General features: G+C 64.2%; 32 protein-coding genes. 30 read left to right on the forward strand and 2 right to left on the reverse strand.

What is annotated here, in order from left to right:
* Positions 1-110 precede the first annotated feature (110 nt).
* From SKP52_RS19740 to SKP52_RS19765, 6 genes are all read left to right on the forward strand, one after another.
* Positions 111-581, forward strand: coding sequence for a DUF6878 family protein (locus SKP52_RS19740; protein WP_039577839.1), 471 nt, complete (start codon positions 111-113; stop codon positions 579-581).
* A 10-nt stretch (positions 582-591) separates the two neighbouring features.
* A complete protein-coding gene (locus SKP52_RS19745; RefSeq protein ID WP_039577842.1) occupies positions 592-966 on the forward strand; it encodes a DUF6915 family protein in 375 nt (124 codons plus the stop codon).
* Positions 967-1,034: 68 nt separating this feature from the next.
* Positions 1,035-1,790 (forward strand): hypothetical protein, encoded by a 756-nt coding sequence (locus SKP52_RS19750; RefSeq protein WP_039577844.1) that lies wholly within the window; start codon positions 1,035-1,037, stop codon positions 1,788-1,790.
* Between the two features lie 86 nt (positions 1,791-1,876).
* Positions 1,877-2,071 (forward strand): hypothetical protein, encoded by a 195-nt coding sequence (locus SKP52_RS19755; RefSeq protein ID WP_039577847.1) that lies wholly within the window; start codon positions 1,877-1,879, stop codon positions 2,069-2,071.
* Between the two features lie 131 nt (positions 2,072-2,202).
* Positions 2,203-2,721 (forward strand): hypothetical protein, encoded by a 519-nt coding sequence (locus tag SKP52_RS19760; protein WP_052208607.1) that lies wholly within the window; start codon positions 2,203-2,205, stop codon positions 2,719-2,721.
* A complete protein-coding gene (locus SKP52_RS19765; protein WP_039577850.1) occupies positions 2,718-3,524 on the forward strand; it encodes a DUF7007 domain-containing protein in 807 nt (268 codons plus the stop codon). Before SKP52_RS19760 ends, SKP52_RS19765 begins: the two co-directional genes overlap by 4 nt.
* 74 nt (positions 3,525-3,598) lie before the next feature.
* Here the strand turns inward: SKP52_RS19765 and SKP52_RS19770 are convergent, their stop codons facing one another.
* Together SKP52_RS19770 and SKP52_RS27095 are read right to left on the reverse strand one after the other, a co-directional pair.
* Positions 3,599-4,021, reverse strand: a complete 423-nt coding sequence (locus SKP52_RS19770; protein WP_039577852.1) for a type II toxin-antitoxin system VapC family toxin — start codon at positions 4,019-4,021, stop codon at positions 3,599-3,601.
* Positions 4,021-4,485 (reverse strand): type II toxin-antitoxin system Phd/YefM family antitoxin, encoded by a 465-nt coding sequence (locus tag SKP52_RS27095; RefSeq protein WP_228383708.1) that lies wholly within the window; start codon positions 4,483-4,485, stop codon positions 4,021-4,023. The genes SKP52_RS19770 and SKP52_RS27095 overlap by 1 nt, the downstream gene beginning before the upstream one ends.
* On the opposite strand from SKP52_RS27095, the gene SKP52_RS19780 reads away from it, so the two are divergent.
* The 24 genes from SKP52_RS19780 (at position 4,466) to SKP52_RS19880 (ending at position 26,526) form a co-directional block, all read left to right on the forward strand.
* Positions 4,466-8,800 carry a strawberry notch-like NTP hydrolase domain-containing protein gene (locus tag SKP52_RS19780; RefSeq protein WP_039577857.1) on the forward strand — a complete coding sequence of 1,445 codons (4,335 nt, stop codon included), beginning with the start codon at positions 4,466-4,468 and terminating at the stop codon, positions 8,798-8,800. The two genes, SKP52_RS27095 and SKP52_RS19780, sit on opposite strands and share 20 nt — an antisense overlap.
* A 14-nt stretch (positions 8,801-8,814) precedes the next feature.
* The gene (locus tag SKP52_RS19785) at positions 8,815-9,867 is read left to right on the forward strand and encodes a DUF7146 domain-containing protein (protein ID WP_039577859.1); all 1,053 of its coding nucleotides are present in this window, start codon (positions 8,815-8,817) and stop codon (positions 9,865-9,867) included.
* 359 nt (positions 9,868-10,226) lie between these two features.
* Entirely contained in the window at positions 10,227-11,165 is a 939-nt protein-coding gene (locus SKP52_RS19790; RefSeq protein ID WP_039577860.1) for a DUF2493 domain-containing protein, read from the forward strand.
* 83 nt (positions 11,166-11,248) lie between these two features.
* Positions 11,249-11,530: a type II toxin-antitoxin system RelE/ParE family toxin gene (locus SKP52_RS19795; RefSeq protein ID WP_039577863.1), complete on the forward strand. Its 282-nt coding sequence runs from the start codon at positions 11,249-11,251 to the stop codon at positions 11,528-11,530.
* Positions 11,530-11,832 (forward strand): HigA family addiction module antitoxin, encoded by a 303-nt coding sequence (locus SKP52_RS19800; protein WP_039577865.1) that lies wholly within the window; start codon positions 11,530-11,532, stop codon positions 11,830-11,832. The genes SKP52_RS19795 and SKP52_RS19800 overlap by 1 nt, the downstream gene beginning before the upstream one ends.
* Positions 11,833-11,838: 6 nt before the next feature.
* The gene (locus SKP52_RS19805) at positions 11,839-12,477 is read left to right on the forward strand and encodes a plasmid pRiA4b ORF-3 family protein (protein WP_039577866.1); all 639 of its coding nucleotides are present in this window, start codon (positions 11,839-11,841) and stop codon (positions 12,475-12,477) included.
* A gap of 689 nt (positions 12,478-13,166) precedes the next feature.
* The gene (locus SKP52_RS19810) at positions 13,167-13,580 is read left to right on the forward strand and encodes a single-stranded DNA-binding protein (protein WP_039581728.1); all 414 of its coding nucleotides are present in this window, start codon (positions 13,167-13,169) and stop codon (positions 13,578-13,580) included.
* Between the two features lie 438 nt (positions 13,581-14,018).
* Complete coding sequence (locus tag SKP52_RS26685; protein WP_167702736.1) at positions 14,019-14,192, forward strand: hypothetical protein; 174 nt, start codon at positions 14,019-14,021, stop codon at positions 14,190-14,192.
* Positions 14,193-14,330: 138 nt separating this feature from the next.
* Positions 14,331-14,543, forward strand: a complete 213-nt coding sequence (locus SKP52_RS19815; RefSeq protein ID WP_039577869.1) for a helix-turn-helix domain-containing protein — start codon at positions 14,331-14,333, stop codon at positions 14,541-14,543.
* A gap of 186 nt (positions 14,544-14,729) precedes the next feature.
* Complete coding sequence (locus SKP52_RS19820; protein ID WP_039577872.1) at positions 14,730-14,993, forward strand: DNA -binding domain-containing protein; 264 nt, start codon at positions 14,730-14,732, stop codon at positions 14,991-14,993.
* A 155-nt stretch (positions 14,994-15,148) separates the two neighbouring features.
* Complete coding sequence (locus tag SKP52_RS27100) at positions 15,149-15,472, forward strand: transcriptional regulator domain-containing protein (protein WP_089217523.1); 324 nt, start codon at positions 15,149-15,151, stop codon at positions 15,470-15,472.
* Positions 15,369-15,935, forward strand: coding sequence for a DNA -binding domain-containing protein (locus SKP52_RS19825; protein WP_039577875.1), 567 nt, complete (start codon positions 15,369-15,371; stop codon positions 15,933-15,935). The genes SKP52_RS27100 and SKP52_RS19825 overlap by 104 nt, the downstream gene beginning before the upstream one ends.
* Positions 15,936-16,066: 131 nt before the next feature.
* Positions 16,067-16,330: a helix-turn-helix transcriptional regulator gene (locus SKP52_RS25595; RefSeq protein ID WP_081997451.1), complete on the forward strand. Its 264-nt coding sequence runs from the start codon at positions 16,067-16,069 to the stop codon at positions 16,328-16,330.
* Between the two features lie 3 nt (positions 16,331-16,333).
* Entirely contained in the window at positions 16,334-17,206 is an 873-nt protein-coding gene (locus SKP52_RS19830) for a replication initiator protein A (RefSeq protein ID WP_039577878.1), read from the forward strand.
* A gap of 178 nt (positions 17,207-17,384) precedes the next feature.
* Positions 17,385-18,023 carry a ParA family partition ATPase gene (gene parA, locus SKP52_RS19835; protein WP_039577881.1) on the forward strand — a complete coding sequence of 213 codons (639 nt, stop codon included), beginning with the start codon at positions 17,385-17,387 and terminating at the stop codon, positions 18,021-18,023.
* Positions 18,020-18,280, forward strand: a complete 261-nt coding sequence (locus tag SKP52_RS19840) for a ribbon-helix-helix protein (RefSeq protein WP_039577884.1) — start codon at positions 18,020-18,022, stop codon at positions 18,278-18,280. Before parA ends, SKP52_RS19840 begins: the two co-directional genes overlap by 4 nt.
* Complete coding sequence (locus tag SKP52_RS19845) at positions 18,277-18,753, forward strand: DUF2840 domain-containing protein (protein ID WP_039577887.1); 477 nt, start codon at positions 18,277-18,279, stop codon at positions 18,751-18,753. Before SKP52_RS19840 ends, SKP52_RS19845 begins: the two co-directional genes overlap by 4 nt.
* Entirely contained in the window at positions 18,750-19,247 is a 498-nt protein-coding gene (locus SKP52_RS19850; protein WP_039577890.1) for a S26 family signal peptidase, read from the forward strand. Before SKP52_RS19845 ends, SKP52_RS19850 begins: the two co-directional genes overlap by 4 nt.
* 54 nt (positions 19,248-19,301) lie before the next feature.
* On the forward strand, positions 19,302-19,637 hold the full coding sequence (locus SKP52_RS19855; RefSeq protein ID WP_039577893.1) for a DUF736 domain-containing protein: 336 nt from the start codon (positions 19,302-19,304) through the stop codon (positions 19,635-19,637).
* Between the two features lie 4 nt (positions 19,638-19,641).
* Positions 19,642-20,370 carry a lytic transglycosylase domain-containing protein gene (locus SKP52_RS19860; protein ID WP_039577895.1) on the forward strand — a complete coding sequence of 243 codons (729 nt, stop codon included), beginning with the start codon at positions 19,642-19,644 and terminating at the stop codon, positions 20,368-20,370.
* Between the two features lie 253 nt (positions 20,371-20,623).
* The gene (locus SKP52_RS19865; RefSeq protein WP_039577898.1) at positions 20,624-22,378 is read left to right on the forward strand and encodes a relaxase/mobilization nuclease domain-containing protein; all 1,755 of its coding nucleotides are present in this window, start codon (positions 20,624-20,626) and stop codon (positions 22,376-22,378) included.
* 123 nt (positions 22,379-22,501) lie between these two features.
* Entirely contained in the window at positions 22,502-23,716 is a 1,215-nt protein-coding gene (locus SKP52_RS19870; RefSeq protein ID WP_039577901.1) for an AAA family ATPase, read from the forward strand.
* On the forward strand, positions 23,713-24,285 hold the full coding sequence (locus SKP52_RS19875) for an RloB domain-containing protein (RefSeq protein ID WP_039577904.1): 573 nt from the start codon (positions 23,713-23,715) through the stop codon (positions 24,283-24,285). The genes SKP52_RS19870 and SKP52_RS19875 overlap by 4 nt, the downstream gene beginning before the upstream one ends.
* Positions 24,286-24,528: 243 nt before the next feature.
* Positions 24,529-26,526, forward strand: a complete 1,998-nt coding sequence (locus SKP52_RS19880) for a conjugal transfer protein TraG (protein ID WP_039577906.1) — start codon at positions 24,529-24,531, stop codon at positions 26,524-26,526.
* Positions 26,527-26,530 lie beyond the last annotated feature (4 nt).

Here is a 26,530-nt window from a genome sequence, read left to right on the forward strand (position 1 = left end):
GGTGCGGGACGGGTCGACCAGTCGCTGCCCCGTCCCGCACCGACGTCTCACCTCAATCCCATTCTCAGCCCGGCCACGCGCCGGGCTTTTTTCATTTTCGGAGATAGACAATGAGCAATACGCCTTTTGTTCCCACGTTCGACATGACCGCCTTCCTGGCGCACCAGGCGGAATATGAGAAACGAGCGAGCGAGATTTTTCCCGCCAATAAGGCTGCTGTCCTGTCTGTTCTGGCAGGATCTGGCATCACCCTTGTCACCGTGCGGTTCGATGGCAGTGGGGACAGCGGCCAGATCGAGGAGATTGACGCGCGTTCTGGTGAAAGCAGTGCCGACCTGCCCGACACATCTGTCGAGATCGCCCGCTGTGAATTTCACGACGAGGAGGTCCGCCATGTAACGGTCCCGCTCCCGGATGCGATCGAGGCCATGTGTTACGACCTCCTCGAAAGCAAGCACGGCGGCTGGGAGAACAATGAAGGCGGCTATGGCGAGTTCACCTTTGACGTCGCCGCCGGGACTGTCCGTTTCGATTTCAATTATCGGATCGAACGGTCTGAAAACCATTATTACGAGCTGTAGGGAGGCGACGATGGGCCATTGCTATCATCACGCGCTCTCGTCCGTGCGGAAATGGGGCGGCTCGGCCGAGGATTATCTGCCGCTGCACCAGTGGTTCGACGAGTCCAAGGCGATCACCGCTGACTTCCGCCATCGTGCACTGCGCCACCATGCCGAGGGCATTTTCATGCTCGAACGCTTTTTCGGCGCGACCATCACGGTCTCAAGCGGGCGGGTCGTTCCCGTCCGGTTGATCGGCGAACAACATATCCTCGAAGACCTCGGCTTCATTCCGAGCTTCGCGGACTGGGTTCGCTGCATCCGGCCGCAACCCTGGATGGGCCGCGCGCAGCCGATCCACAAGCTGGTGGACCCTTTCGCGATCGAAAGTCCGCCAGCGTCCTGATTTGTACCCCATCACCTTTATCGAGAGCCCGGCCGCGCGCCGGGCTTTCGCGTTCTTGGAGACCCGATATGGCTGATTATTTCTGTTCCACGGTGGTTCAGCCCACCATTCCGCTGAGCGCGATGACGCCGCTCGAACGATTGATCCTCTCTGGCATCTTCAGCAGTGAAGTTGATGGAGGCGGCCTCTATTTCTACGCCGAACAGGGCGCCAATGACATGCCCGCCTATCCCGTCGACGAGGTCCGCGCCGCGCTCGCCTTGTCCGGAGACGTTGAAAGCGCGGCGGCCAACGCGGTCCGCGCGGAGCTTGCCGAACTCGGCGAAGACGACGCCTATCTTCAACTCGACCTCTCCGTGTCCGGTTGGGAGGTGTTTTTCCAGAGCATCGTCCGACGGACGCCCGCGCTCCCCTATGTATCGATCGTTTCGGCCTGGACCTGCACGAAAATGCGGCCAGACGGTTTCGGCGGCATGGCCGTGCTGATCACGGCCGACGACATCATGGCGCGCAGTACCGAGTCCATGCTCGATGAAATGCTTGGCATCGCAGAATATGGGCCGCTCGGCGTTGAGCCGGGTCTCGGCTCGCATGTCCTGCTCCGCCTCTGCGAGGAGCATGTCCGCGCGACCGTGGAAGTGGTCTTCGAGACGGAAGCGCCGGATGGTCTCCAGATCGCCGATGTGAGCAATGCCGATATCCGTCAGGCATCCCTCGATGTGAAGGCGGCCAGCGATCTCTCCCATGAAGAGGGAGAAGCCGCCTCCAAGGCCGCAACGCGAGCGATCTCGCTCGCCGCCAAGCGCAACCTCGCTGCCCGCTGAACGGTGCAGTCCGGCGGGTTGCTGCCGGCGAACATCGCCTGGGCGCTCTGCGCTCGGGTTTCCCCTCATAGAATGGAGATTGACCCGTGAAGATTTCCGACATCGAAAACGCCAGTCCGGAGGCGCTTGCGCCCTTGTTGCTCGCTACTCTTCAGCGCCTCGGCCAATTGGGCCGTAACGGCGCCGTCGCGCTTGCGCGTCTTGCCGAAAAGGATGACGCAGACGTGGAAGAAGCCGTGGAATGGCTGGCTGATATAGCCGCCGGGTCGCTGCGGGAGTGATCGGTCTGCCGTCGGCTCCGTCTCCGGGCCGGCGGCCAGAGTGAGAGGGTGGCGGGGAAGCGGGTGAGCCGGCCGGCTTGAGAGAGAGCGGTCGGCGGCTCGCTCCCTCGCTGCTCTCCCGGAGACCTCACATGACCGAAAGAACTGGCAACGCCTCTGTCGCGGGCGCGACGACCATCATTCTCGATGGCGACGCGGTTCACGCCATGGCGCCACTCGGGGCCGTCCTGCGCTACTTCGATGGTGCCCCGCAGCCGCCGGCCCGCCACACGCGCAAGCTGCGGGACTGGCAGACGCGCAACAGCACCGGGCGTCTCGTGGAGAAATCACCGTCGGCGGCTATTGGCGACAGGACCTGCTCGGCAAGCTTCGTGCTCCATGAGGGCACCTTCATGTCCGGAATCACGCCGGTCCTTGTCGTGCGTCGTCACTATATGGTCACGACGGACCTTCGCTTCGAAGTCGTCGAATTGCCGCAGCCGGGCATGGTGCGGGTTCTCACCCGTTGGAACGGCAAGGACGAGCTACGGCATCTTGCCGCCAATATGGCGGACGCCGAAAGCTGGGCGTCCCGGAACCGCTATTCCAATCTCGTCCTTCAGCTTGTCGAGGACGAACCCGTCGTCTCGACCATCAGGAGGGCGGCATGAGCCCGGCGCCTTCGGTCCCGGCCACCTATGGATGCACCGCCGACGGCGATCTCGCCGCGCTTGTCGACGACACCGCCTATGCCGCCATTCCCGGCCCCCGCGGACTCCGGATTGCGAACGCCTGGCGGCTCAGCAAGCCTATGAGCCAATGGCGGCGCGATGATTTCTATGGCGCAATCGCCGTTGTCGCGGATGCAGTAGGGTTTCATGACCATATCGCCGAACTGGTCCAGCACCGGGAGGAATTGCTGCGGTTCGAACGCAAGCGTGGCGATGGCAAGCTGTCGACGCCGTGGGGCCAATCTCAATCGAGTGAGATCTATGCCGATGGGGTGGTCTTCCATTCCACGGCGAGCCATGGCGGCTTCAAGCTCGATCGCGCGCGCAACGCGAGAATGCCCGCGGCCTTGCGGGTTGCCGGGGGCTGGTACGAGGAAGATGCAGAATGGGCGAAGGTCGCGACTGGCTTTCCCGATCTCTTCACGGCCTATGAACGGCGTCACGCTGAGAAGACCCTGCGCGACTATTACCCAAATTGTTGGGAGGCGATCCACGACCGTTTCCTGGCGCCCGGTGAATCCGTCGAGAATGATCGGCGGCTCTTTGGCGAGAAGCACCGGCACGATTGGGTGGTCGTATCGGCGATCCGTTCCAGGGAAAAACCTGGCATGACGGATTGCGTCGCCCGGCTCGGCGGGCGACGCAATCGGGGTCATGAACGGCGCTTCCTGGTTCCATCCGACGAGTATGTCGCCGGACGCTTCGGGTTCGTAATCGACGAGGCCCGGCACCTGGAAGTCTGATTTATCTGGGCGGCCCGTCATGGGGTCGCCCATTTTTTTGTCTGCCGTCCAGAGTTGGACCATATGGCAGGTTCCTACAGAAGCGACGTCACCGCGCCGAGCGCGGTCCCTCCTTCGGCCAAACGGCGATCCAGCGTGCAAAGCCTTGCACCTCGCTCCGCCGCGATCGCCAGATGCAGCGCGTCACCGGCACGCAGATTCAGCGAAAACTGATCGGAGAACAAAGCTGCGGTCCGGAAATTGGCGGAAGCCACCGGCACGATCGTCAGGCTTTCGCTGCAAAGCCGTTGAAACTGGCTCAGCACCTCGGCGCGTTGAGCCGCATCGAGCTGGCCTGTCCGCACCTTGATCGACAAGGCGGACGACATCTCCGTCACGACCCAATCGCTGATGATCAGTTCCTCCGGGTCTTGCCCGGCCAGCCATTCCTGAATCTCCGCCGTGCGGGCCTCGTTCGTCAGCGCCGCGATCAGCAAAGACGTATCGAGATACAGCATCAGTAACGATCACCATCGCGCATGGCGCGCGTGAACCTGTCGGCGCTTTCGCTTTGGACCGGCAGGGAATCGGTCAGTTGGCGCAGCCGGGTGGCATCGATCGCCTTGCGCGGCCGTTTGGCGGCCTCAAGGCGGGCCACAGGCTTCCCACGGCGCAGGATATCGATCGTGTCGCCAGCAGCAGCGCGATCGACCAGTTCGCTCAAATGGGCTTTGGCGTCCGCCAGATTGATTCCATCCATGACTCGCTCCTGACCATGTAGTTGGTCACTTATAGGTTTTTTCGGCGAGAACGGCAACGCCGCAGTCTGGGGGCTGGTGGATGCGGCAAGCATCCACACCGGGCCATCGGAGAGGAAGAGGAAGGCCGGGACGGGGTGAGCCTGGCGGTTTGAGAGAGAGGGTCCGCCGGCTTCGACCCTGACCTCTCCCGGAGATTCCCCCATGACCTTCAATCGCTCCACGGCGCTCGCCGCCGTGCCGACTGGCGCCGCGCGACATTTCGCCGACACCGCCGAGAAGCTGCTTGCCGCCGCGCAGCTCATCCTTCCCCACCTCGAAAGCGGCCGTCCCGTCGATGCGCCCGCGCTGCGCGGCGCGATGGAAACAGCGTTCGGCGGGTCCGACGCCGAAGGGATGTGGGACTGGAAATCGGCCTATGACGCCTGCGAGACCTCGCAGATCCTGTTTCTGCGTAAATACGCCAATACGATCTTCCGCAAACACGCCGATCCGCAGGCCCGGCTCGCGCTGATCGAGAAGATCGCGGGGCTGATGCCGACCCATACGCGCCGGTCAGAAACCTCCCAGGCGCTCCAGCAATTCTCGACACCCGCCGGCCTCGCCTATGTCGCCGGCGTCGCCGCTGGTTTCCAGCCGGGCGAGCGGATGCTCGAACCCTCGGCGGGCACCGGCCTGCTCGCGATCCAGGCCGAGATCGCAGGCGCGCGCCTGATGCTGAACGAGCTGGCCGAAACCCGCGCCGCACTGCTCGACCTGCTGTTTCCCGGCGCCGGCGTCACGACACATGACGCCGCGACCATCCATGACCGGCTCGATCCGGCGATGGCGCCCGATGTGGTGGTGATGAACCCACCATTCTCGGCAATCGCCCATATAGACAAGCGCATGAAGGATGCGGCGATGCGCCATATCGGATCGGCGCTCGATCGGCTCCGCCCCGGCGGTCGTCTCGTGGTCATTACCGGCGCTTCCTGCGCGCCTGACAATCCCGCCTTCACCGATGCGTTTGTCGCGCTCCAGGAGCGCGGGCGCGTGCTGTTCACGGCCGCGATCGACGGCGGCGTTTATCGCAAGCACGGCACCACCATCGACACACGCCTGACCGTGATCGATCGCGTGCCCGCCGAAGATCCGCGCCGCTTTCCCGATGCGCCGGGCGTTGCGCCCAATACGGTAACCCTGCTTGGCTGGGTGCTCGACCAGGTGCCGCCTCGCACGCCTACGCCCGATGCTCCGCCGCCGGTCACGCCGATCGCCATGCCCGCGATGACCGTCCGGCCAGCCCGCGCGACCGTCAAATCCCGGCCCGCTGTCATTGCCGCGCCGATCGAAGCGGTGGAGCTGGCATATGAGCCGAGCAGCCAAGCCGTGCCCGACGCCGGGCGGCTGACCGACGCGATCTATGAGCCCTATGCGCTCCAGTCGATCACCATTCCCGGCGCGCAGCCGCATCCGACCCCGCTGGTGCAGTCGGCGTCGATGGCCTCGGTGCCGCCGCCCGTCCCGAGCTACCGTCCGTTGCTTCCGTCCCATCTCGTGCGCGATGGCATCCTCTCCGACGCCCAGCTTGAATCCATCATTCTCGCCGGCGAAGCGCATTGCGAGCATCTCGCGGGTGCCTGGACGGTCGACAAGACATGGGACGTCATTTCCGCCGCACCGGACGATGCGGGGAATGCCGTGCGTTTCCGGCGCGGCTGGATGCTCGGCGACGGCACTGGCGCGGGCAAGGGCCGCCAGGTCGCGGGGATCATTCTCGACAACTGGCTGAAGGGCCGCCGCCGCGCGGTCTGGGTGAGTCGCTCCGAGACGCTCCACCAGGATGCGATGCGCGACTGGGAGGCGCTCAGCCAGGAACGCCTGCTGGTGACGCCGCTCTCGCGCTTCCGCCAGGGCTCCCCGATCACGCTCGACGAAGGCGTGTTGTTCACCACCTATGCGACGCTGCGCTCGCAGGATCGCGGCGAGAAGGTGAGCCGCGTCAGGCAGATCGTCGACTGGCTCGGCGCCGACTTCGATGGCGTCATCATATTCGACGAGTCTCATGCGATGGCTAATGCCGCAGGGGGGAAGAGCGATCGCGGCGATCAGGCGCCCTCGCAGCAGGGCCGCGCGGGTCTCCGGCTCCAGCACGCGCTGCCGAATGCGCGCATCGTCTATGTCTCGGCGACCGGCGCGACCACCGTGCAGAACCTCGCTTATGCCCAGCGGCTCGGGCTGTGGGGCGGCGAGGATTTCCCGTTCGCCACGCGCGGCGAGTTCATCGGCGCGGTCGAGAATGGCGGGGTCGCTGCAATGGAGGTGCTGGCGCGCGACCTAAAGGCGCTCGGCCTCTATTCGGCGCGGTCGCTCAGCTTCGACGGCGTCGAGTATGAGATGCTCGAGCACGCGCTGACACCGGCCCAGATCGCGATCTACGACGCCTATGCCGGGGCATTCCAGATCATCCATAACAATCTCGACGCCGCGATGCGGGCGGCGGGTAGCAACCTCAACAGCCAGGCGAAGTCGGCCGCGCGGAGCGCCTTTGAGTCAGCAAAACAGCGCTTCTTCAACCACCTCATTACCGCGATGCAGACCCCGGCGATGATTGCCAGCATCGAGCGCGACCTCGAAGCTGGCCATGCCGCCATCATCCAGATCGTCTCGACCGGCGAAGCCCTGCAGGAACGCCGTCTCGCTGACATCCCGACCGAGGAATGGGATGACGTCCGGGTGGACGTAACGCCTCGGGAATATGTTCTCTCGTACCTCGAACACAGCTTCCCGGTGCAGCTTTACGAGCCCTTCAGTGACAGCGAGGGCAATCTCTCGTCCCGGCCCGTCACCGACAAGGACGGCAATCCGGTCGAATCGCGCGAGGCCATCGAACGGCGCGACCGGATGATCGAGCGGCTCGCCTCTCTGGCGCCGGTCCCGGCCGCGCTCGACCAGGTGCTCCATCACTTCGGCACTGACATGGTCGCCGAGGTGACCGGCCGCTCGCGGCGCATCGTCAAGCGGCGCGGATCGGACGGGATCGACCGTTTCGTCGTCGAAAGCCGGCCGGGCTCCGCCAATATATCCGAGACCGACGCCTTCCAGAGCGACGCCAAGCGCATCCTGATCTTCAGTGACGCGGGTGGCACCGGGCGCAGCTATCATGCCGATCTCGGCGCGAAGAACCAGCGCCTGCGCGTCCATTATCTGCTCGAAGCGGGCTGGAAGGCCGACAATGCGATCCAGGGTTTCGGCCGGTCGAACCGCACGAACCAGAAGCAGCCGCCGCTGTTCCGCCCGGTGACGACCAATGTGAAGGCGCAGAAGCGGTTCATCTCGACCATCGCGCGGCGGCTCGATTCCCTCGGCGCCATCACGCGCGGCCAGCGCCAGACCGGCGGCCAGGGCCTGTTCCGGCCCGAGGATAATCTGGAATCCTGGTATGCGCGCGATGCGCTGCGCCAGCTCTACGGCCTGATCTTCAGCGGCAAGGTCGAGGGCTGCTCGCTCGCGGAGTTCGAAGCCGCGACCGGCCTGACGCTCGGTGATGAGGGCGGTCTTCGGGACGAACTGCCCCCGATCACCACCTTCCTCAACCGGATGCTGGCGCTCACCATCGACCTCCAGAACATCCTGTTCACCCGCTTCGAGGATCTGCTGAGCGGCCGCATCGAGGGCGCAATCGCGTCGGGCACATATGAGCTGGGACTGGAGACGCTCCAGGCCGAGAGCTTCAGGATCGTCGATCGCGCCACCATCTACACCCATCCGGGCACGAGAGCGGAGACGCGATTGCTGACCATCGAACGCAAGGACCGCAACCGGCCGGTGACGCTGGACGAAGCGTTCGACCATCTGCGCGATCGCCGCGCCAGGCTGCTGGTCAACGCGCAGTCGGGCCGCGCCGCCGTGCAGATTCCGACGCGCGGGCTGCAATTGGACGACGGGAGCGTGGAAGCGCGCATCCGGCTCGTCCGGCCGATGGAATCGACGCCGATGCCGCTTGCCGCCATGGCGGAAACCCAGTGGCGCGAGGCGAACCGAGGCGAGTTCGAGCGGGCGTGGCAGGCGGAGCTTGCCGATGTGCCGGAGTTTGCGACCAGCACCATGCACATCGTCGCCGGGCTTCTGCTGCCGATCTGGAAGCGACTGCCGCAGGAGTCCACCCGCGTCTATCGGCTCCAGACCGATGATGGCGAGCGGATCGTCGGGCGCCGCGTGTCGCCTGCCTGGGCGGCGACCGCCACCGCGAACGACAATGGCCCGGTGCTCGCAGCCGACGCCGCGTTCACGGCGCTGATGGATGGTCAGGCCATCCTCGAGCTGACGGAAGGGCTTCAGCTTCGCCGAGCGCGCGTGATGGGCGTGAACCGCATAGAACTGGACGGTTTTACCGACACGATGCGGGACCGGCTGAAGGCGATGGGGCTGATCTCGGAGATCATCTCCTGGAAGTTGCGGCTGTTCGTCCCGACCGGAAGCGATGGCCCGACCGTGCTCGCCCGGCTGCTGGAACGGTATCCGCTTCAGCGGGTCGGCGAGCGCCATGCGGCGTGACGGAGGAATGGGAGATGAAGAACTCCGCCACCGACATCGCGCAGCGTCTCGCCGACAATGCCGAGAGCGTCTGTCGCCGTTATCTGTCGAAAGGACATCGCGAAGGCCGCTACTGGCTGGTGGGCGATGCCCGCAACACGCCCGGTCGCAGTCTCTATGTCCGCCTGGTCGCCTCTCCTGACGGAGGGGCGGCCGGGAAATGGACCGATGCGGCGACCGGCGACCATGGTGATCTGCTCGACATCATCACCATCGCGGGAGGCCATGCGCGGCTGCGCGACACGCTGGAAGAGGCCCGGCGCTTCCTCAGCCTGCCGCAGCCATCGCCTCGGCATGAGGGCGCCGGATCGCGGCGGGAACCCAAAGCGCCGTCCGGCACGCCGGAGGCGGCGCAGCGTCTGGCCGCAGCGTCGCTCCCCGTTCACAGCACCCTCGTCACGGACTATCTCGCAGGGCGAAGCATCGCACCGCTGCAAGCCGGCGATCCGCTCCGCTTCCATCCGCGCTGCTACTATCGGCCATCCCGGAAAGATCGTCCCGGCACGCGCCGGGCCTGGCCGGCGATGATCGCGCTGGTCACCGATCTGGCCGGTGCAATCACGGGCGTGCATCGCACCTGGCTCGATCCCACGACGATCGATAAAGCGCCGGTCGCCTATCCACGCCGCGCCATGGGTCATCTCCTGGGCCATGGGGTTCGCTTCGGTGCGGCCGGTCGGGTGATGATCGCCGGCGAAGGCATCGAGACGATCCTGTCGCTTCGCACGATCATGCCGACCTTGCCGGCAATCGCCGGATTGTCGGGCGCCCACCTTGCAGCCATCCGGTTCCCGCCGGATCTTCGGCGCCTCTATATCGCCCGCGACGAGGATTCCACCGGAGCCGCCGCCGAAAGCCTGCTGACCCGCAGGGCTGTCGAGGCCGGGATCGAGGTTATCCCGCTGGCGCCGATGCTGGACGATTTCAACTCGGACCTGCACGGCCTGGGGGCGGATCGGCTGCGGGCGCATCTGGCCCCTCAACTGCGGGACGAAGATGCCGAGCATCACCTTCTCCTGTCCGGCTGAAGGCCGGGAAGCGGGAGTTCGGCATTGTCGTCACCGGCGAAGCTGTGTCGCACCATAGGCGCCATTTTCGCTGAAGAGGCCGCCCCCACGCCTTCATAGAGGGCGACAGGAGCAGCAGGCGTCCAGCGAGCACAACGGACGACGGGGCTATTTTCCGCCGCGGCCGCGAGCGGCCGCTTTGCATCGCGAAGCAAAATAGCCCCGTCTGTCCGTCCTCCGCTTTGCTTCGGCCGCCATCGCGCGCCCGAAAGGGGCGCGCGCACGCTTGGCGCTTGGCGGTGTGCGCGCTGCCCGGCCCGCTGCCTTCCGTCGCCATGAAGGCCGCGAAGGTCGCGGCTCCCAGACGAAGGCGACACCCCATGAACGACAGCAACGACATTCCCGCTGACGAACCCGAACACGCCGAATCCCAGACGGCCTATCTGCTCCAGGAGATGCAGCTCTATGGCTACCGCCCCTTCGAGGATGAGCCGGATCAGCGGCCGCTACCCGAAACCCGCCTCGTCGACGGCGCAGTGGCCGATATGTTCGATGGCATCGTTTCGGCCCTGATTGACACGCGCATCGAACCCGACCTCGAGGATATCCTCTGGGGACTGGTCAACGTCTTTCACAACGGCATCCAGCGGGTCGAACGCGAACTGGACGACAATGAGGTCGCGCAGAAGCGGATGCAGCGCGAACAGGACGGCTCGGAGGTCAAGTCGGTCGAGCTGGAGCGGACGATCGCCGAAGGCGTGACGATGATCGAGCGCCGTGACACCTTCGAATATCTGCGCGACGCCGCCGCCGACCAGTACCGCACCTTCACCAAGAAGCCCTGGCTTCCCCGGTCCGGCTCGAAGGTCAATCGCAAGGCGCTGACCTCGGCGGTCATTGCCAGCAAGGACTTCATCAACGACCGCAAATGGTCCGACAAGCAGGTGCTTATGCCGAAAGGCGTCCGTATCGCGGTCTCATCCGGTCCGGCGTTCAACGATACGCGGCTGATCTGGTCGACGCTCGACAAGATCCGGGCCAGGTTCCCCGACATGGTTCTGATCCATGGCGCTACCGAAAGCGGCGGCGAGCATATCTCGGTCCTCTGGGCCGACCAACGCGGCGTGCCGAGCGTCCCCATCAAGCCCGACTGGAAACTCGGCAAGGCCGCGCCGTTCAAGCGTAATGACGAGATGCTGGCCGCCATGCCCAAGGGGCTGGTGGTGTTTCCGGGCACCGGCATCCAGTCGAACATCCGTGACAAGGCCAAAACGCTCGGCATCAAGGTCTGGGATTTCCGTCATCTGGGCGGCGCGTAAGCGCCGCCCATCGGCCACGTTCGACAGCAATCCGTGTCAACCAATCATTGACACGGACTTTCGTGTCGCCTATCTGTTGACACGTGGAAATTGATAGCATCAGGCACAAGGCGCTGCGACGACTGGTCGAAAAAGGCAGCGCCAGGGGCGTGATCGAGGCGGAACGCGTCATTGATATGATCGCCTTCCTGGTTTCGTCATCCAGCCTGGATGAACTCTCTGTTCCACCAAACTTCGGTTTCCATCCCCTGACAGGGGACCGCAAAGGCAGCTACGCCATGACGGTGACGAAGAATTGGCGGCTGACATTTACGATGGTGGACGACTCCACGATCGCGGATCTTGATTTGGAGGATTATCACTGATGGCTATCAAAGTTCATCCTTCGATCCATGTTCATCCCGGCCCCTGGCTCAAGCGCCAGATGGTCGAGCCGCATGGTATCAATGTGAAGGAGCTGGCGCAGCACTTCGGTGTCTCGCGGCAGAATCTGAGTAATGTCCTGAACGGGCACACCGGCCTGACTGCCGATATGGCGATCCGCTTCGAGAAGGCATTTGGCCTGAAAGCCGATACGCTCATGCGGATGCAGGGCGCCTATGATCTCGCCCAGGCACGGGGCCATGAGGACGAGATCAAGGTGTCAGCATTATCGAAGGCGGCTTGAAACGCGATGTTCGAAGCTCCCAATGCCGCGCGGCTCAAGATATCCATCAACGGGATTGAACCCGAAATCTGGCGCCGCATCATCGTGCCGGGCGCGTGGAACCTCGAACAGCTTCACCTGGCGATCCAGGCCGCGTTCAATTGGTGGAACTATCATCTCCACGAGTTTGAGATAGGCGGACTGCGCTATGGCGATGCCGCTCTTGCCGAGGATGGCTCGGTCGAGGGGGATGCGCGAGTCTTCGACGAACGCGCGGTGCGGATAAGGGATTTCCAGGGCGCCGGGATTGTCTTCAGCTATCTGTACGACTTCGGCGACAATTGGCGGCATCAGGTCGAAATCGAGGAAATGGTCTTTCTCGATACGCCCCCAACCCACGCAACCTGCATCGATGGCGCACGCGCTCGGCCGCCCGAGGATGTCGGCGGCATTTCAGGATATGAGCAATTTCTAGAGGTGCTGGCAGACCCGAAAGACCCCGAATACAGAGAAACCAAGCGGTGGTGCGGCGGATATTTCGACCCTGAGTGGTTCGATATTGCGATTGCCGACAAAGATGTTCGCGGCGCTTTGAAGCCGAATGTGAAGCGGCGTCTTCACCAGCCCAAGCCCAAGGCAACGCGACCTTCATCCACAGGTCGCTGACCGATCCCTTGAGCGCGGCCAAATTGCCAGACAAGGCCGATCGCGCCGCTTGGGCCGCCTCTGTTCCATTCAGAAATGGATATGGTCTGTCATAGCTTCTCGGCCATTCCCGTTCGCTCCAGGGCAGCTTACCCCGTTCGATCGATGCGCTCGGCGCCTTATCGCAGGCGGCGCGCGCGCCGGCTGGCTCGTTAGTCCCACCTTGCTCCGGAAGCTGCCGGAAGCGTCGGCTTTCCCGTGGCGCGCCGGAACGACTACCAGCCATTGAACGGATTTGATCGCAAGTCGGTGGTTTGACGGTGAACCAGGTCAGCGCGAAGTCGCTCGCCGGATATCCGGGGCCTTTGGCCAGTGCCGAAAGCAGGTGTGTTTGTTTCCTGTAGGGCTGCAAGCCGGTTCGCTCCCGTTCGCGAGCCAGCCTTGTCGCTGTTCTATTCGCATCGATCTCCGTCCTGCCTCGACCGAGGGGGCGGTCCCTTCCGACTGGCGAATCCCTAAGTCCGTTCCGTTTCCGCCAGCAACCCCGGCGGCGCCGGACCGAGTTGCCGCTGCGCGGCTGCCCGCACCACTCCCGCGCCTATGGGGTCAGGCCGCCGCCTGAAGGCGGCGATGCGGACGGCACCGGACGGCCTTTGATCGGGCTTCGTCGGAGGGACGGTCCCTCGGACTTGAAGCAACGGAGCAATATCATGCAGAACATCGTCATTCTCGCCGGCAATCTCGGCGCAGACCCGGAAAGCCGCACCACCCAGGGCGGCACCAACATCACCACCATTCGCCTCGCCACCTCGCGTCCCCGCTACAAAGACGGAAAGATCGTCCGCGATGAACAGGGTCGCCGGGTCCAGGACACCGAGTGGCATCGCATCACCTGCTTCAACGGCCTCGGCAAGACGGTACAGGAGCATTGCACGTCGGGGATGAAGCTTCTGGTCCGGGGCCGCATCCATTACACCCAGTGGACCGACCAGCAGGGCAACGACCGCTATGGCTGCGAGATCATCGCCGAAACGGTTGACTTCCTGAGCCGCGGCAAGCCCGCGCAGAAGGATGAAGGTTACACCGGGAACTACAACGACCTCGATGACGACATTCCGTTCTGATCGGGACGGAGCGGCCCGGCGGAGCAATCCGCCGGGCCTCTTTATTTGCCGACGCCCGGAACCAGCCGCCCCGGATCGCCCCCGCGGAAAACCGACCTTGCGTGTCGGTCTGCGTCCAGATGCATGACACGTCCGCCATACCCTGACCATCGCTGCCTGGACCGAAGCGAGACCGGGAAGGATGAGGCAGTGTCCACCCAGCCGGACCCGGTTTGAACGAACCTCCGGCGGTTCCGATTCCTCGCAGGCGCCACCGCCGCTCTCATTGGCTCTGATCCTTGGTCAGACCCATGGCTTCGCCATCAACCCATAAAGGGTCCGCTACGCGCAGCGTGCGGCCTTCGGGCTGCGCCCGTGCGGTGATTGCAGCCATGCGCCCGACACTTCGGGAGCCTGTCGAGCGGGGATGGTCCCCGCGACGAAAGACAGGAGCCCGCAATGTCCAAGTCGCTCAACACCGTATCCGCCTATGCCTGGAGCCTCGCGCGCAGCCTCATGGTCAATATCATCGTATTCCGAACCGAAGGCGGCCTGTTCAGCGCGATGCCGGCCAGCGAATGGGACGGCGATTCGGCAAGCATCGTTCTTGAGTTCGATCCCTTTGCCCGGTGAGACGGACGCGGGGCCGCTCGTCGGCCCCGCGTTCCTTGAATGCGTAGTGGCGGATTTCCGCAGATACGCCGTTACGTAGATACGATTCCCTAGTATATTAGGTGGCCATGAGTTAGGCAGAGCGGCGACGTCCCCCGCATGAGCTTGCGGGAGATCGTCGCCACCAACTTGCGTCACATGCGTCATGCCAAAGGCTTGTCGCAGGAGGAGCTTGCGGACCGTGCCGGGATCAACCGCAACTATGTTGGAATGCTGGAGCGCGAAGAACACGCGGCGACCGTCGATATGCTCGAACGGATCGCGACGATCCTCGACATTGACCCGATGGAATTCTTCCGCAAGTCGAGCTGATCTTCATCCGTTATTGTCGGGACCAACGGTGCGCAGGGTGTTCCACGACCCGCGTCTCCTTTGCGGAAGGTTCTGGCAGTGGGCGCGATTTGCGGGCCGCGCGCGAGGCGCTTATCCCATCGGTCGCATGACCGGGCTCCGTTTTCGGGACAACCGCAACGCGCCCTGGGCGCCAGGTGTCGCGCAATGACCATTCCTGCATTTGACGACGCGCCTCCGCAAACAAGGCGGGTGAACAGTTATGACGAACGCCATTTCGTTACCTATCTGCGCCTGCTCGAAGCGGATGCCGAGGGCGCGCACTGGCATGAGATTGTCCGCGTGATATTTGGCCTTGATCCGGCAACAGATCCCCAGCGCGCCTGGGGCATCTACGAAAGTCACCTCGCTCGCGCCAGGTGGATGACCGAAGTCGGATATCGCCATTTGCTCGAAGGACGCCCCCGGTAGAACCGTCGCCGCCGCCTACAGGGGATCGCTGCGCCGTGCGCGCAGGTTCGCCCGCAAGGCGTTGAATTCATGCGCTCGGGCGGTTCTTCTGGCGTGGGTGAGCGCAGGCAAGCTCGCTCTCCTGACCCCCAATGCGGGATACAGGGAGAGGTGCGATGCCAACTGCCAGCGATTGGCGGTCGCAAGCGATCGCCGGGGCAACCGCCAATTTCGATTATGCGGACTTTGCGCAGGAGTTCCTGCGGCACAACAAGAATTACCGCCGTGACTATGATCGGATGACATCGACGAGCGCGGACGGTGCACATCGGGAGAAGACCCTCGGCGCGGACTTCGTCCGGCGCTGGGGGTTGGTGTTTCCCCATCGACCCTTATGTGTCGGCCGCAGCCGCGCCCGCGCTATGGCGCCCCGACGTCGCGCCAGGCACAGTCGTGCTGGCGCCTCCGCCCCAAGGTTATGCCGCCGCGCCTGCATTTGATCCGGCCGATCTCGGCCCGATCGTCGCCGATCACACCGACCAGAGCGGTCGCCATCTCGTTATCGACGATCCCGGTGGACGCCTGCGCCTGTGGCTGTCTGATCCAGCGATGCGCGCTGGCACGATCATCGCACTCTCACCCGACGGGGACTATCCCTTGCGCCGGGCCGCCGCCGACCGCTTCCTGCGCCGACTTCAGGGAGCGCCGCGCGGCAGACGATCCGCCGCTTTCCGGCCAACGGAATTTCAGCGCCTGCGCCTGAGTTTCCTGCTCCACCTGCTCAGTCTCCTCGCGGCTGGTCTGAGCACCCGCGAGCTGGCCGACGCCGCGGTTTATCCCGGCCTGGAGCTTCACGGTTCCAACTGGCGCGCGGCCAATGAACGCCGGCAGGTTCAACGACTGCGCGACGAGGCCATTCGGCTCAGCGAGACCGGATATCTCGATCTGCTCCGGAGCCGGTAACGCTCTACGCCGGTGCGACATTTCCCGCAGGCTTATTTTACCCTCTCTCCCGGCATAGGCGGCATACGCCAGCCTTGTCTCCAGCACCACGCGCCTTGCCCTCGTGGCCCGCGCTTCGACGGAGACCGATCATGCAGCCTGACGCCCCAGACACTGCGCCGCGCTTTCTGCGAACACCCGATGCTGCGAAGCGTCTGGGCCTCTCGCCGCGCACCCTGGAGAAACATCGCTGCTTCGGAACCGGCCCCATCTACCACAAGCTCGGCGGACGCATCGTCTACACGGTTGCCGACATCGACGAGTGGGCGGCGGCCGGGATGCGGCGCTCGACATCCGATCCGGGACCCGGCCTGGCCACGACAAGGCGGCACGCCAGCGGGACGCGCGGGCGATAATCCATGTCGCTAAGCAAAGCTCCCGCCCGGCAGCTCGACCTGTTCCGCCCGGCCGGCGGTGATGTCGCACCGCGCGATGCCCAGGATCTGATGAGCTGGCCCTTCTTCTCGCTCGCCAAGAGCAAGCGGGTCGCACCGATCGAGTTTCGCATGGGCGAGGTCTCGATCCAGGTCGAGGCGACGCCCGAACATGGCATGGCCACCATATGGGATGCTGATATTCTGATCTGGGCCGCGAGCCAGATCGTCGAGGCGCACGACGCCGGCCTGCCGACCTCGCGCCTCATCGCCGCCACGCCCTATGACATCCTGACCTTTACAAGGCGCGGCACCGGCAAGGCCAGCTATGAGCGGCTGCGCGCCGGTCTCGACCGGCTTCAGTCGACCACGATTGCCACCAGCATCCGTCAAACCACCCAGCGGCGGCGCCATCGCTTCTCCTGGATCAACGAATGGCGCGAGCGTCTCGACGGGAAGGGCCGCGCGCTCGGCATCGAGATGATCGTTCCCGACTGGTTCTACGCCGGGGTCCTGGATCACGCGCTCGTCCTTACCATCGACCGCGCCTATTTCAGCCTGACCGGCGGGCTGGAACGCTGGCTCTATCGCATCTGCCGCAAGCATGGCGGACGGCAGGAACATGGGTGGAGCTTCGACGTCGCTCACCTCCACCTGAAGTCGGGCGTCCTCTCGCCGCTCAAGCGGTTCAGCTTCGAATTGCGCGATATCGTCCGCCGCCAACCCCTGCCCGGATACCGGCTGACCCTCACCTTCGAACTCGGCCGCCACCGGCTGAACTTCACCCCGCTCCCCATCGATCCGCTCGACGCCGTCATGCGGCGGATGGGCTACCCGCCTGTGGATAAGTTGCCATGAGACACGGACTATCAGGAACCGCGACTATCGGACGATCGGGAACCCGATCCTCGGACTATCAGGAACCGAAACCACCTATAACACAATGGAATCATTGCACGATTCCGCCCCTTAACATTGCTAACTCTGAATCCTTCGGATTCATGCTAACGGGCTGCGCCCCTGTGGACGAAGCGCGATGATCGTCGCGTTCCTCAATCAGAAGGGCGGCGTCGGCAAGACGACCCTCGCGCTCCACCTGGCTGGCCAGTGGGCCATCACCGGCAAGCGCGTGCTCCTAATCGATGCCGATCCGCAGGGTTCGGCGCTGGACTGGGCCCAGGAGCGCGCGTCGCAAGGCTTGCCGCGACTGTTCAGCGTCGTCGGTCTCGCACGCGACACGCTGCACCACGAGGCGCCGGAGCTGGCGCGCAGCGTCGACCATGTGGTGATCGACGGGCCGCCCCGTGTCGCGGGATTGCTCCGCTCGGCTCTGCTCGCCGCCGATCTGGTCCTCCTGCCGGTGCAGCCATCGCCGCTTGACGGATGGGCTTCGGCCGAGATGCTGACGCTGCTCGATCAGGCCCGCATCTTCAAACCCGCGATCGCGGCGCGGTTCATTCTCAACCGCTATCCTGCGCGCACGCTGATCGGACGCGCCACTGCCGACAACCTTGCTGACCATGATCCGACTCTGCTGCCGGCCCATGTCGGTCAGCGGGTGATCTTCGCAGATGCGTTGCGAACCGGGCGGCTCGCGTCCGAAATGAACTCGGGCAGCATCGCCGCGCGCGAAATCGTCGCTTTGGCGCAGCAGGTCGGGAGCCTGCTCTCATGAGCGGTCCGGGCAAATCGTCCCGGCGTTTCGTCGCCCGGCCGCGCGGTGTTGAATCCTGGGTGTCCGACGGCGATCGGGAACGAACCACGCCGCCATCACGCAGCGCGAACACCGCGCGGCTCACCATCGACGTGACGCCGGAACTGCGCAGACGGATCAAGTTCGCCGCGCTCCAGCGCGGGCTGACGCTGGCCGATCTGTTGCGCGCCCTGCTGGTCGAAGCCTTCCCGGACGAGGATCAGGAGCGCGCCCCATGATCGCCGCCCGCGATGATCGCACCCGCGTCGACCTGCTGTGGATCGAGAAGAAGATCGAGCGCTGGATACGCTTCGGACGCCCTGTCGAGGATCAGATACTCGACCGGCGCCGTCGCCGTCTCGGCTTCGCTCCTGGCAGCATATTCGCCTTCGTGCGCTGGGCGTCCAACGACTTCGGCACGGTCGTTTCCCGCATCGACATTCTGCGCGCGGTCCTGCCGGGGGAACCCTATCAGACCGTGCCCGGCGTCGATCCCGGCGGCGACATTCTGCTGCGGCTTTCCGGCTGGCCGAAGGTCCAGCGCGTGTTCGAAGCGATCGACGCGGTGGACGCACTCGACATCGATCCCGCCGACACCGCGCCGGACCATTGGCGCCACGTCCACAATCGTCTCGCCGCCCGCGAAACGCCGCGTCCCTACACGCTGGAGCGCCACCGCGCCTGGCTCGCCCGCAAAGGCTCCCTGCAATGACCTATCCGTGGAAAACGCTCGCGGCGGCCGTCGTCGCGGTCAATCTCATCGCGATCTCCATGTGGATCGATCCGCCGCCGCGACTGATCTGGAATGCCAGTCCGAGCGTTCCGATCGGCTTCTACCGCGTGCGGACGGGCGACTCCGTCCCGCGCGGCGCGCTTGCCGTGGTGATGCCGCCGCCGGATATCGCGGGGTTCCTCGCCGAGGGCGGTTATCTGCCGCTCGGCCTGCCACTCCTCAAGCGTGTCGCGGCGCTTCCCGGACAGACGGTTTGCCGGACTGGCGACACCATAAGCATCGATGGCCGGACCGTCGCCGTCGCCAAGGCGACCGACCGGCTTGGCCGCGCGCTGCCGGTCTGGGCGGGCTGCCGAACGCTCGCAGCCGACCAGCTCTTCTTCCTCAACGCCGACCGCGAGGACAGCCTCGACGGCCGCTATTTCGGACTGCTTCCCGCAGCAACCGTGATCGGTCGGGCGACGCCGATGTGAGCGTTCGCCGTGCCGCGAAATCTCTTCCACCCCGCCAAGCAAAGGAGACTGGCAATGCAACCCAATATCTTCAAACCCACCGATGATGGCTATACGGGCCGCATCCGGTTGTTCGGCATCGATGAGGTTATCGCCCTCGTTCCCGCCGAACCGAGCGATGCAGAAAAAGCGCCGGATTTCCGCGTCCTGCTCGACGACGAACATGGCCCCAGAGTCGGCGCTGCGTGGAAGGATGTCGGCGAACGCGCGGGCGACTATGTCTCGCTGGAGATCGAAAGCCCGTTGTTCGCGGGCCAGACTCTGCGCGCGCATCTCTTCCGCACCGACGACGAGGGTTCGGCTTTCCGCCTGTCGGTAAGCCGTCCGCGTGTCCGCGAAGATCGGAGCTGATCCGGTGCGCCCGCGCTGCTGCACATCGCGCCGCCGGGCGCTGTCGCTGGCGTTGCTCGCAAGTCTTGCGAGTGCGCCGGCGACGGCCATCGCGCGCGGCGAAACCGCCACGGCGCAGTCGTCGTCCGCGGTGACGCCGATCGCCGCTCATGTGGCCGAGGCATCGCGTCGTTTCGGTATCCCGGAGCGCTGGATATGGGCGGTCATGCGTGTCGAGAGCGCGGGCGATGTGACCGCGCTCTCGCACGCTGGAGCCATGGGGCTGATGCAGATCATGCCCGGCACCTGGGCGGAACTTCGCGCGCGTTATCGTCTCGGCCGCAATCCCTACGACCCCCGCGACAACATCATCGCGGGCGCCGCCTATCTTCGTGAATTGCACGATCGTTACGGCAATCCGACTGCAATGCTGGCAGCCTATAACGCTGGCCCGGGACGCTATGATGAGCATCTGGCGAACGGCCGCCCGCTACCGCGAGAGACGCGCGCCTATCTCGCCATGCTCGCGCCGATGGTCGGCGGAGCGCCCGCTCGCGCGCTCGCCAGCGCGCCCGCCGATGCGCTGGCCTGGACCCACGCGCCGCTCTTTTCCCGTCCGGTCAGCGTCACGTCCGGCACAGTTTCGACGCCATCCGTAGCGCCACGGGGCGATGCCGGAGAGATACCAGATCCAGCCCCTTCCGAAGTCGAGGATAGCCTGTTCGTCCCTCTTTCCGGTCACCAGCCGTCATGAGGCGCCCGCTCGCAGGCAGGCGTAGTCTGGGGCGCAACGGCGTTCGCTATCGCATACGAGGCCGGGAAGGCAGGGAAATAAGGGGAGCATCGCAAGATAAAAGGACCGCCAGCAGGCTCGGTCCAGATGGTTGGTTGGTCGGGGGTTTTTCGTATGGCTCCGTGAGCGGCCTGCCAGCATGTTTTCGTGAAACTGCCGAAATTCTCGTCAATCCGCGTCTGGCGGGCTTTTGCGCCGATGGTTCCAGCCTCCGATGAGCGGCCCCGACGACGAGTTCCAGGTCAGGCCTGGACGGCCCCGCGACGGAGGGACAAAAGGCCGGCAAGCGAAGTCCTTCGTCGGCCAGGTGCTGCGGGCGGCGAACAAAGGCGGGCGCGGCGGTCGCACATACAGTCCTCGCCGGAAAGGGGGCGGCGCTTCCCGCTTCGGGCGCGGCCGAGTGACAGCCCCTCGTCGCGCGCGCAGGTCATCGGATCGACGCGTCGTCGTCAAGATGCGGATTGTCCGGCACCAAGGGGGCAAATATCGTGCAGCGCCGCTTGCCCGGCACGCCAGCTATCTCGAACGCGAAGGTGTCACTCGCGACGGGGCGCCGGGCCGACTGTTCGACGCGACTGGCGACCAGGCGGACGGGAACGCCTTTGCTGATCGCTGCGAGGACGACCGCCACCATTTTCGGATCATCATCTCACCGGAGGACGCCAGAGAGATGGAGGACCTGCGTGCCTTTACCCGCGAGTTGATGGCAGATGCACAGCGCGACCTTGGCACCTCGCTCGACTGGGTGGCGATCGATCACTGGAACACCGACGACCCCCATATTCATGTGCTGGTTCGTGGTCGCGGTGACGATGGCCGCGACCTCGTCATAAGCCGGGACTATATCCGCGAGGGCTTCCGCCATCGCGCCGAGGACCGCGTGACCCTTGAAATGGGGCCGCGCACACAGCGCGAGATCCAGGCCGCACTCGGTCGCGAGGTTCAGGCCGATCGCTGGACCAGCCTCGATCGCTCGCTGAGAGATATCGCCGATCGTCATGGCGGCATTGTCGATCTGCGCCCGGACGCCAATGGTCATGGAGCTCAAAACCGGCATCTCCTGATAGGCCGCGCGCAGAAGCTCGAAGCCCTGGGCCTGGTCGATCCGCTCGGTCCCGCAGCCTGGACCATCAAGCCGGGTCTGGAAGACAAGCTGCGCGATCTCGGCGTTCGCGGCGATATCATCAAGACTATGCATAAGGCGATGGGTAAGGACACGCCGAATCCGGACGTATCGCGTTTCGCGATCCACCTCGCTCCGCCGGTCGATCCGATCGTGGGCCGTCTGGTTGATCGCGGGCTTTATGATGAACTCAAAGGGAGCGCCTTTGCCGTGGTCGACGGCATCGATGGTCGCACCCATCATCTCCGGTTCGAGGATCTCGAAATGACCGGGGACGCGAAGCCAGGCGCAATTGTCGAGCTGCGCTCCTGGGATGACGTTAGGGGACAGCGGCGCCATTCGCTCGCGACGCGCTCGGATCTGACCTTGAGCCAACAGATCAGCGCTGATGGCGTCACCTGGCTCGATCGCAATCTGATCGCCCGCGAACAACCTGTGCTGGGCGGCGGATTCGGCGCTGAGGTGGCCTCGGCGCTGGAAGCGCGCTGCGATTATCTCGAGGGGGAGGGTTTCGCCCAACGTCGCGGGCAACGAGTAGTATTCGCACGGTCGTTGTTGAAGACGCTGAAAGAGCGTGAGCTGCAACGGGCGCAGACGGAAATTGCGGGCCGGACGGGCCTCGCGCCGCAGCCGTCGGCGCCTGGGGAGCATGTCGCCGGAGTCTACCGGGAGCGCGTCACGCTCGCATCCGGCCGCTATGCCATGATCGACAATGGTCTCGGGTTCCAACTCGTACCGTGGCGCCCCGCGCTGGAGCAGAATCTGGGGCAGCATGTGTCCGGGACAATGACGCCGGGCGGCGGGGTTGATTGGACCTTTGGCCGACAGCGGGGCCTGGGTCTGTAGCAAATCTTGGCCTGCTTTCCTGACGTCAAACAGGATCGAAAAAGGATATTTGGCGCCTAGTTTAACAAATTTTCGTTGAATGTGGCGACAAATGCCCTATTTGTGGGTCGAGGAGCGGCGCAGATGCTATACAGCTTGGACATTGAGAACTTCTATTCCATCCGCGAGCGGCAGGTCATCGACCTGCGCGCGGCTGGAAACGCGCCCGACACTCCCGAACGGTTGGCACCAATCTGGGCGGGTTCCAAGGAGCGGGCGCCCAAGGTGGTCGCTATCTTCGGTCCAAACGCTTCGGGCAAATCAACGGTGCTGCGCGCACTGTCTTTTGTGGCCTGGTTCGTACGCGACAGCTTCAGCATCGCGCCCGGTGCGCGTCTGCCTTACGAACGTTTCAATGACGAAGCATCCTTGGCTGCGCCGACGCGCCTGTCGGTCTCGCTGGCCGGCCTTGCTGATCCCGAGAGTGATGATCCGAATGGACCACAATGCCGGTACGCGTATGAGGTGACGCTGGGCGGCGCGGCAGGTCAGGCGCAGGAGGTGCTGGCTGAAGCGATATATTATTGGCCGCCGGACACCGGGCGTAAGGTTCGCCTGTTCGAGCGCGATCGTTACGGCAAGGTGACGGCGGCGAGCGCCTTTGGCCTTTCCGGCTACCGGCAGGCACTGGAGAAGGTGCTGCGGCCGAACGCAAGCGTCATCTCGACGCTTGCCCAGCTCAAGCATCCCTTCGCCACATCCATCTGGCAGGCGGCTTCACTCGTCATCTCCAATATCCTGATCGAGAAGCAGGATGGACTGGAGGATCAGATGGTGCGCCACTATGCTAGCAATCCGGCGCTGGTCGATGCGCTCAACCGTGAGATCGAGCGGATCGACCTCGGCATCAAGGCGATGCGACTCGAATCCGGTCCCAACGGTCCAATCGCGCTGTTCACTCATGAAGGCCATGATGGTCCGATGCCGCTCGTACTGGAAAGCCACGGCACGCGGATGTTCCTGCGTATCTATCCAATCATTCTTCAAGCGTTAGAAACCGGCGGCCTCGCGGTAATCGACGAACTGGACACCGCTATCCACCCTCTGGTGTTGCCTGAGATTCTGCGCTGGTTCCACGATCCGGAACGTAATCCGCATGATGCCCAACTTTGGATGACCTGCCATAACGCCTCCCTGCTGGAGGAACTCATCAAGGAGGAAGTGCTGTTCTGCACCAAGGACCGGCGCGGTCGCACCGAGGTCTACACGCTGCGCGACGTCCAGTCGGTCCGGCGCGACGACAATTATTATCGCAAATATCTGAGCGGCACCTACGGCGCCGTTCCCCAAATCGGATGAGGCGGCCACAACGCCGCCGCATCCCGCAGCGCAGGCGATTGTTTGTCGGCTGCGAGGGAGAGAGCGAACGCGGCTATGGAGCATTCCTCACCCGTCTGATCGAAGATCAGCAACTTGCGGTCCATCTCGATCTGGTTGTGCTGCAACCTGGCGGCGGCGATCCATGTGGCATCGTTGAACTGGCTGCTCGCAGGATCGCGCAGAAGCAGAAAAGTCGTGGCGAACCCTATGATCGCAAGATTGTGCTGCTCGATGCCGACCGGCTCGGCGCCGTCCCGGAACGTGATCAGCGTCTCTTCCAGCTAAGCCGCCGCGAGAATATTCATCTTGTATGGCAACGGCCCTGCCATGAAGCCACGTTGCTGCATCACATCGACGGATGTGAACGCCTTGATCCGCAAAGCACCGCAGGGGCGCTTCGCGAGTTACGACGGCGATGGAATGACTATCAGAAAGGGATGTCAGCCAACCGACTTGCCGAACGTCTGGACCTCGACGCCGTTCATCGCGCCGCGGCTGTTGAGCAAGACCTCGCCGTCTTTCTCACCGAGATTGGATTGGTTCGGTGACCGGGTCATCGGTCCATGCGGGAGGCTGTTGGATGCTGCGTCATTCCCGAGGTTCAGCGGACGATCGGTCCAGCCGTATGGCGAAATTCGATGCAAATAGAGTCTGAGACGCGCGTAATTCGCCTACGCTATCATTTGTATTTGCACGATAGCGTTTCTATTTCTTCGATCGCTCTCGCTAAGATATTGTAATCGCAATCATTGGATCCCGACCTTTAGGCAATTTGCCGGAAAGGAAGGGTTATGTCGGCTACCAAGATATTGTGGGGCCAGATCCTCGCAGTCTTCGCGATCGTTCTCACATCAGTCTGGAGCGCGACCCAGTGGACGGCCGCCGCGCTCGCCCATCAACCCCAGCTCGGATCACCCTGGTTCACCATAGGCGACTGGCAGATCTATCCGCCGCCCGCTTTCTTCTGGTGGTGGTTTTCGTTCGACGCCTATGCACCCGACATATTTCTGCACGGCGCCTATATCGCCGTCTCAGGTGGATTCGTATCGATTGCCGTCGCCATAGGCATGTCGGTCTGGCGCGCCCGTGAACTGAAGAATGCAGAAACCTATGGCTCGGCGCGCTGGGCGACCGAGACGGAGGCGCGCGCCGCCGGCTTGCTGGGTGATGATGGCGTCATTCTCGGCAAGCTCGGCACGAACTATCTTCGCCACGATGGCCCGGAGCATGTGCTGTGCTTCGCGCCAACCCGCTCGGGCAAGGGCGTCGGCCTCGTTGTTCCCAGTTTGCTGACCTGGCCGGGCAGCTGCATCGTCCACGACATCAAGGGCGAGAACTGGGGACTGACCGCAGGCTTCCGCAGCCGTTTCGGCAAGGTGCTGCTGTTCGACCCGACCAATGCCGCGAGCGCGGCCTATAACCCCTTGCTCGAAGTGCGCCGCGGCGAATGGGAAGTCCGCGATGTTCAGAATATCGCCGACATATTGGTCGATCCCGAAGGGTCGCTCGAGAAGCGCAACCACTGGGAAAAGACCAGCCACGCGCTGTTGGTGGGCGCCATTCTCCATGTGCTCTATGCCGAGTCCGACAAGACGCTGGCCGGCGTCGCCAACTTCCTCAGCGATCCGGGCCGCCCGATCGAGACCACGCTGCGGGCCATGATGCTAACCCCGCATCTGGGAGACGCGGGCGTCCACCCGGTCGTCGCCTCGGCGGCGCGGGAACTCCTCAACAAGAGCGAGAATGAACGGTCGGGGGTGCTCTCGACCGCCATGTCGTTCCTGGGCTTGTATCGCGATCCCGTCGTCGCGGCCGTCACACGGCAATGCGACTGGCGCATCGCCGACCTCGTGAACGGGCCGCATCCAGTCTCGCTCTACCTCGTCGTGCCGCCGTCCGACATCAACCGCACCAAGCCGCTGGTCCGCCTCATCCTCAACCAGATCGGCCGCCGGCTGACCGAGGAGTTGAACTCCACTGCCAAGCGGCAGCGCCTGCTGCTGATGCTCGACGAGTTTCCGGCTTTGGGCAGGCTGGACTTCTTCGAATCCGCGCTCGCCTTCATGGCCGGGTACGGAATGAAATCCTTCCTGATCGCCCAGTCGCTCAATCAGATCGAGAAGGCCTATGGCGTCAATCACTCGATCCTGGATAACTGCCACGTCCGGGTTTCGTTCGCGACCAACGACGAGCGGACGGCCAAACGGGTCTCCGACGCCCTCGGCACCGCGACCGAAATGCGGGCGATGAAAAACTATGCGGGCCACAGGCTCAGCCCCTGGCTCGGTCATCTGATGGTGTCGCGATCCGAGACCGCCCGCCAGCTTCTCACGCCTGGAGAGATCATGCAGCTTCCACCCGACGATGAGATCGTCATGGTGGCGGGCACGCCGCCGGTGCGGGCGAAGAAGGCGCGATATTTTACCGATCCCCGTCTCACCCGCCGCTTGCTGCCGGCGCCAAAACCCCGGCGCAACCAGCGGCCGCCACGTCCAGACGACTGGACGGGTATCGAACCGCCGCCGCAGCCGGACAGTCCGCCTCCAAGTCAATCCGGCGGTGCGGCCGCCACGCCTGAGAATGCCGACAGCGATGACGCCAATGCCAATATCCGCCGTGAGCCGGGGCTTCCCGACCATGAGGAGGTGGTGCGTGAGGCGCCGGCGCCCGTCAACGAGTTCGATTTCGACGAACCGGATACAGCCAGCGACGAGGCGACCACCCAGCGCCGGATGCACCGCATCGCCCGCATCGCGAGCCTCGATCCCGGCGACGGCATCGAGCTTTGACAGG

The sequence above is a fragment of the Sphingopyxis fribergensis genome (assembly GCF_000803645.1).
Lineage (GTDB): Bacteria > Pseudomonadota > Alphaproteobacteria > Sphingomonadales > Sphingomonadaceae > Sphingopyxis > Sphingopyxis fribergensis.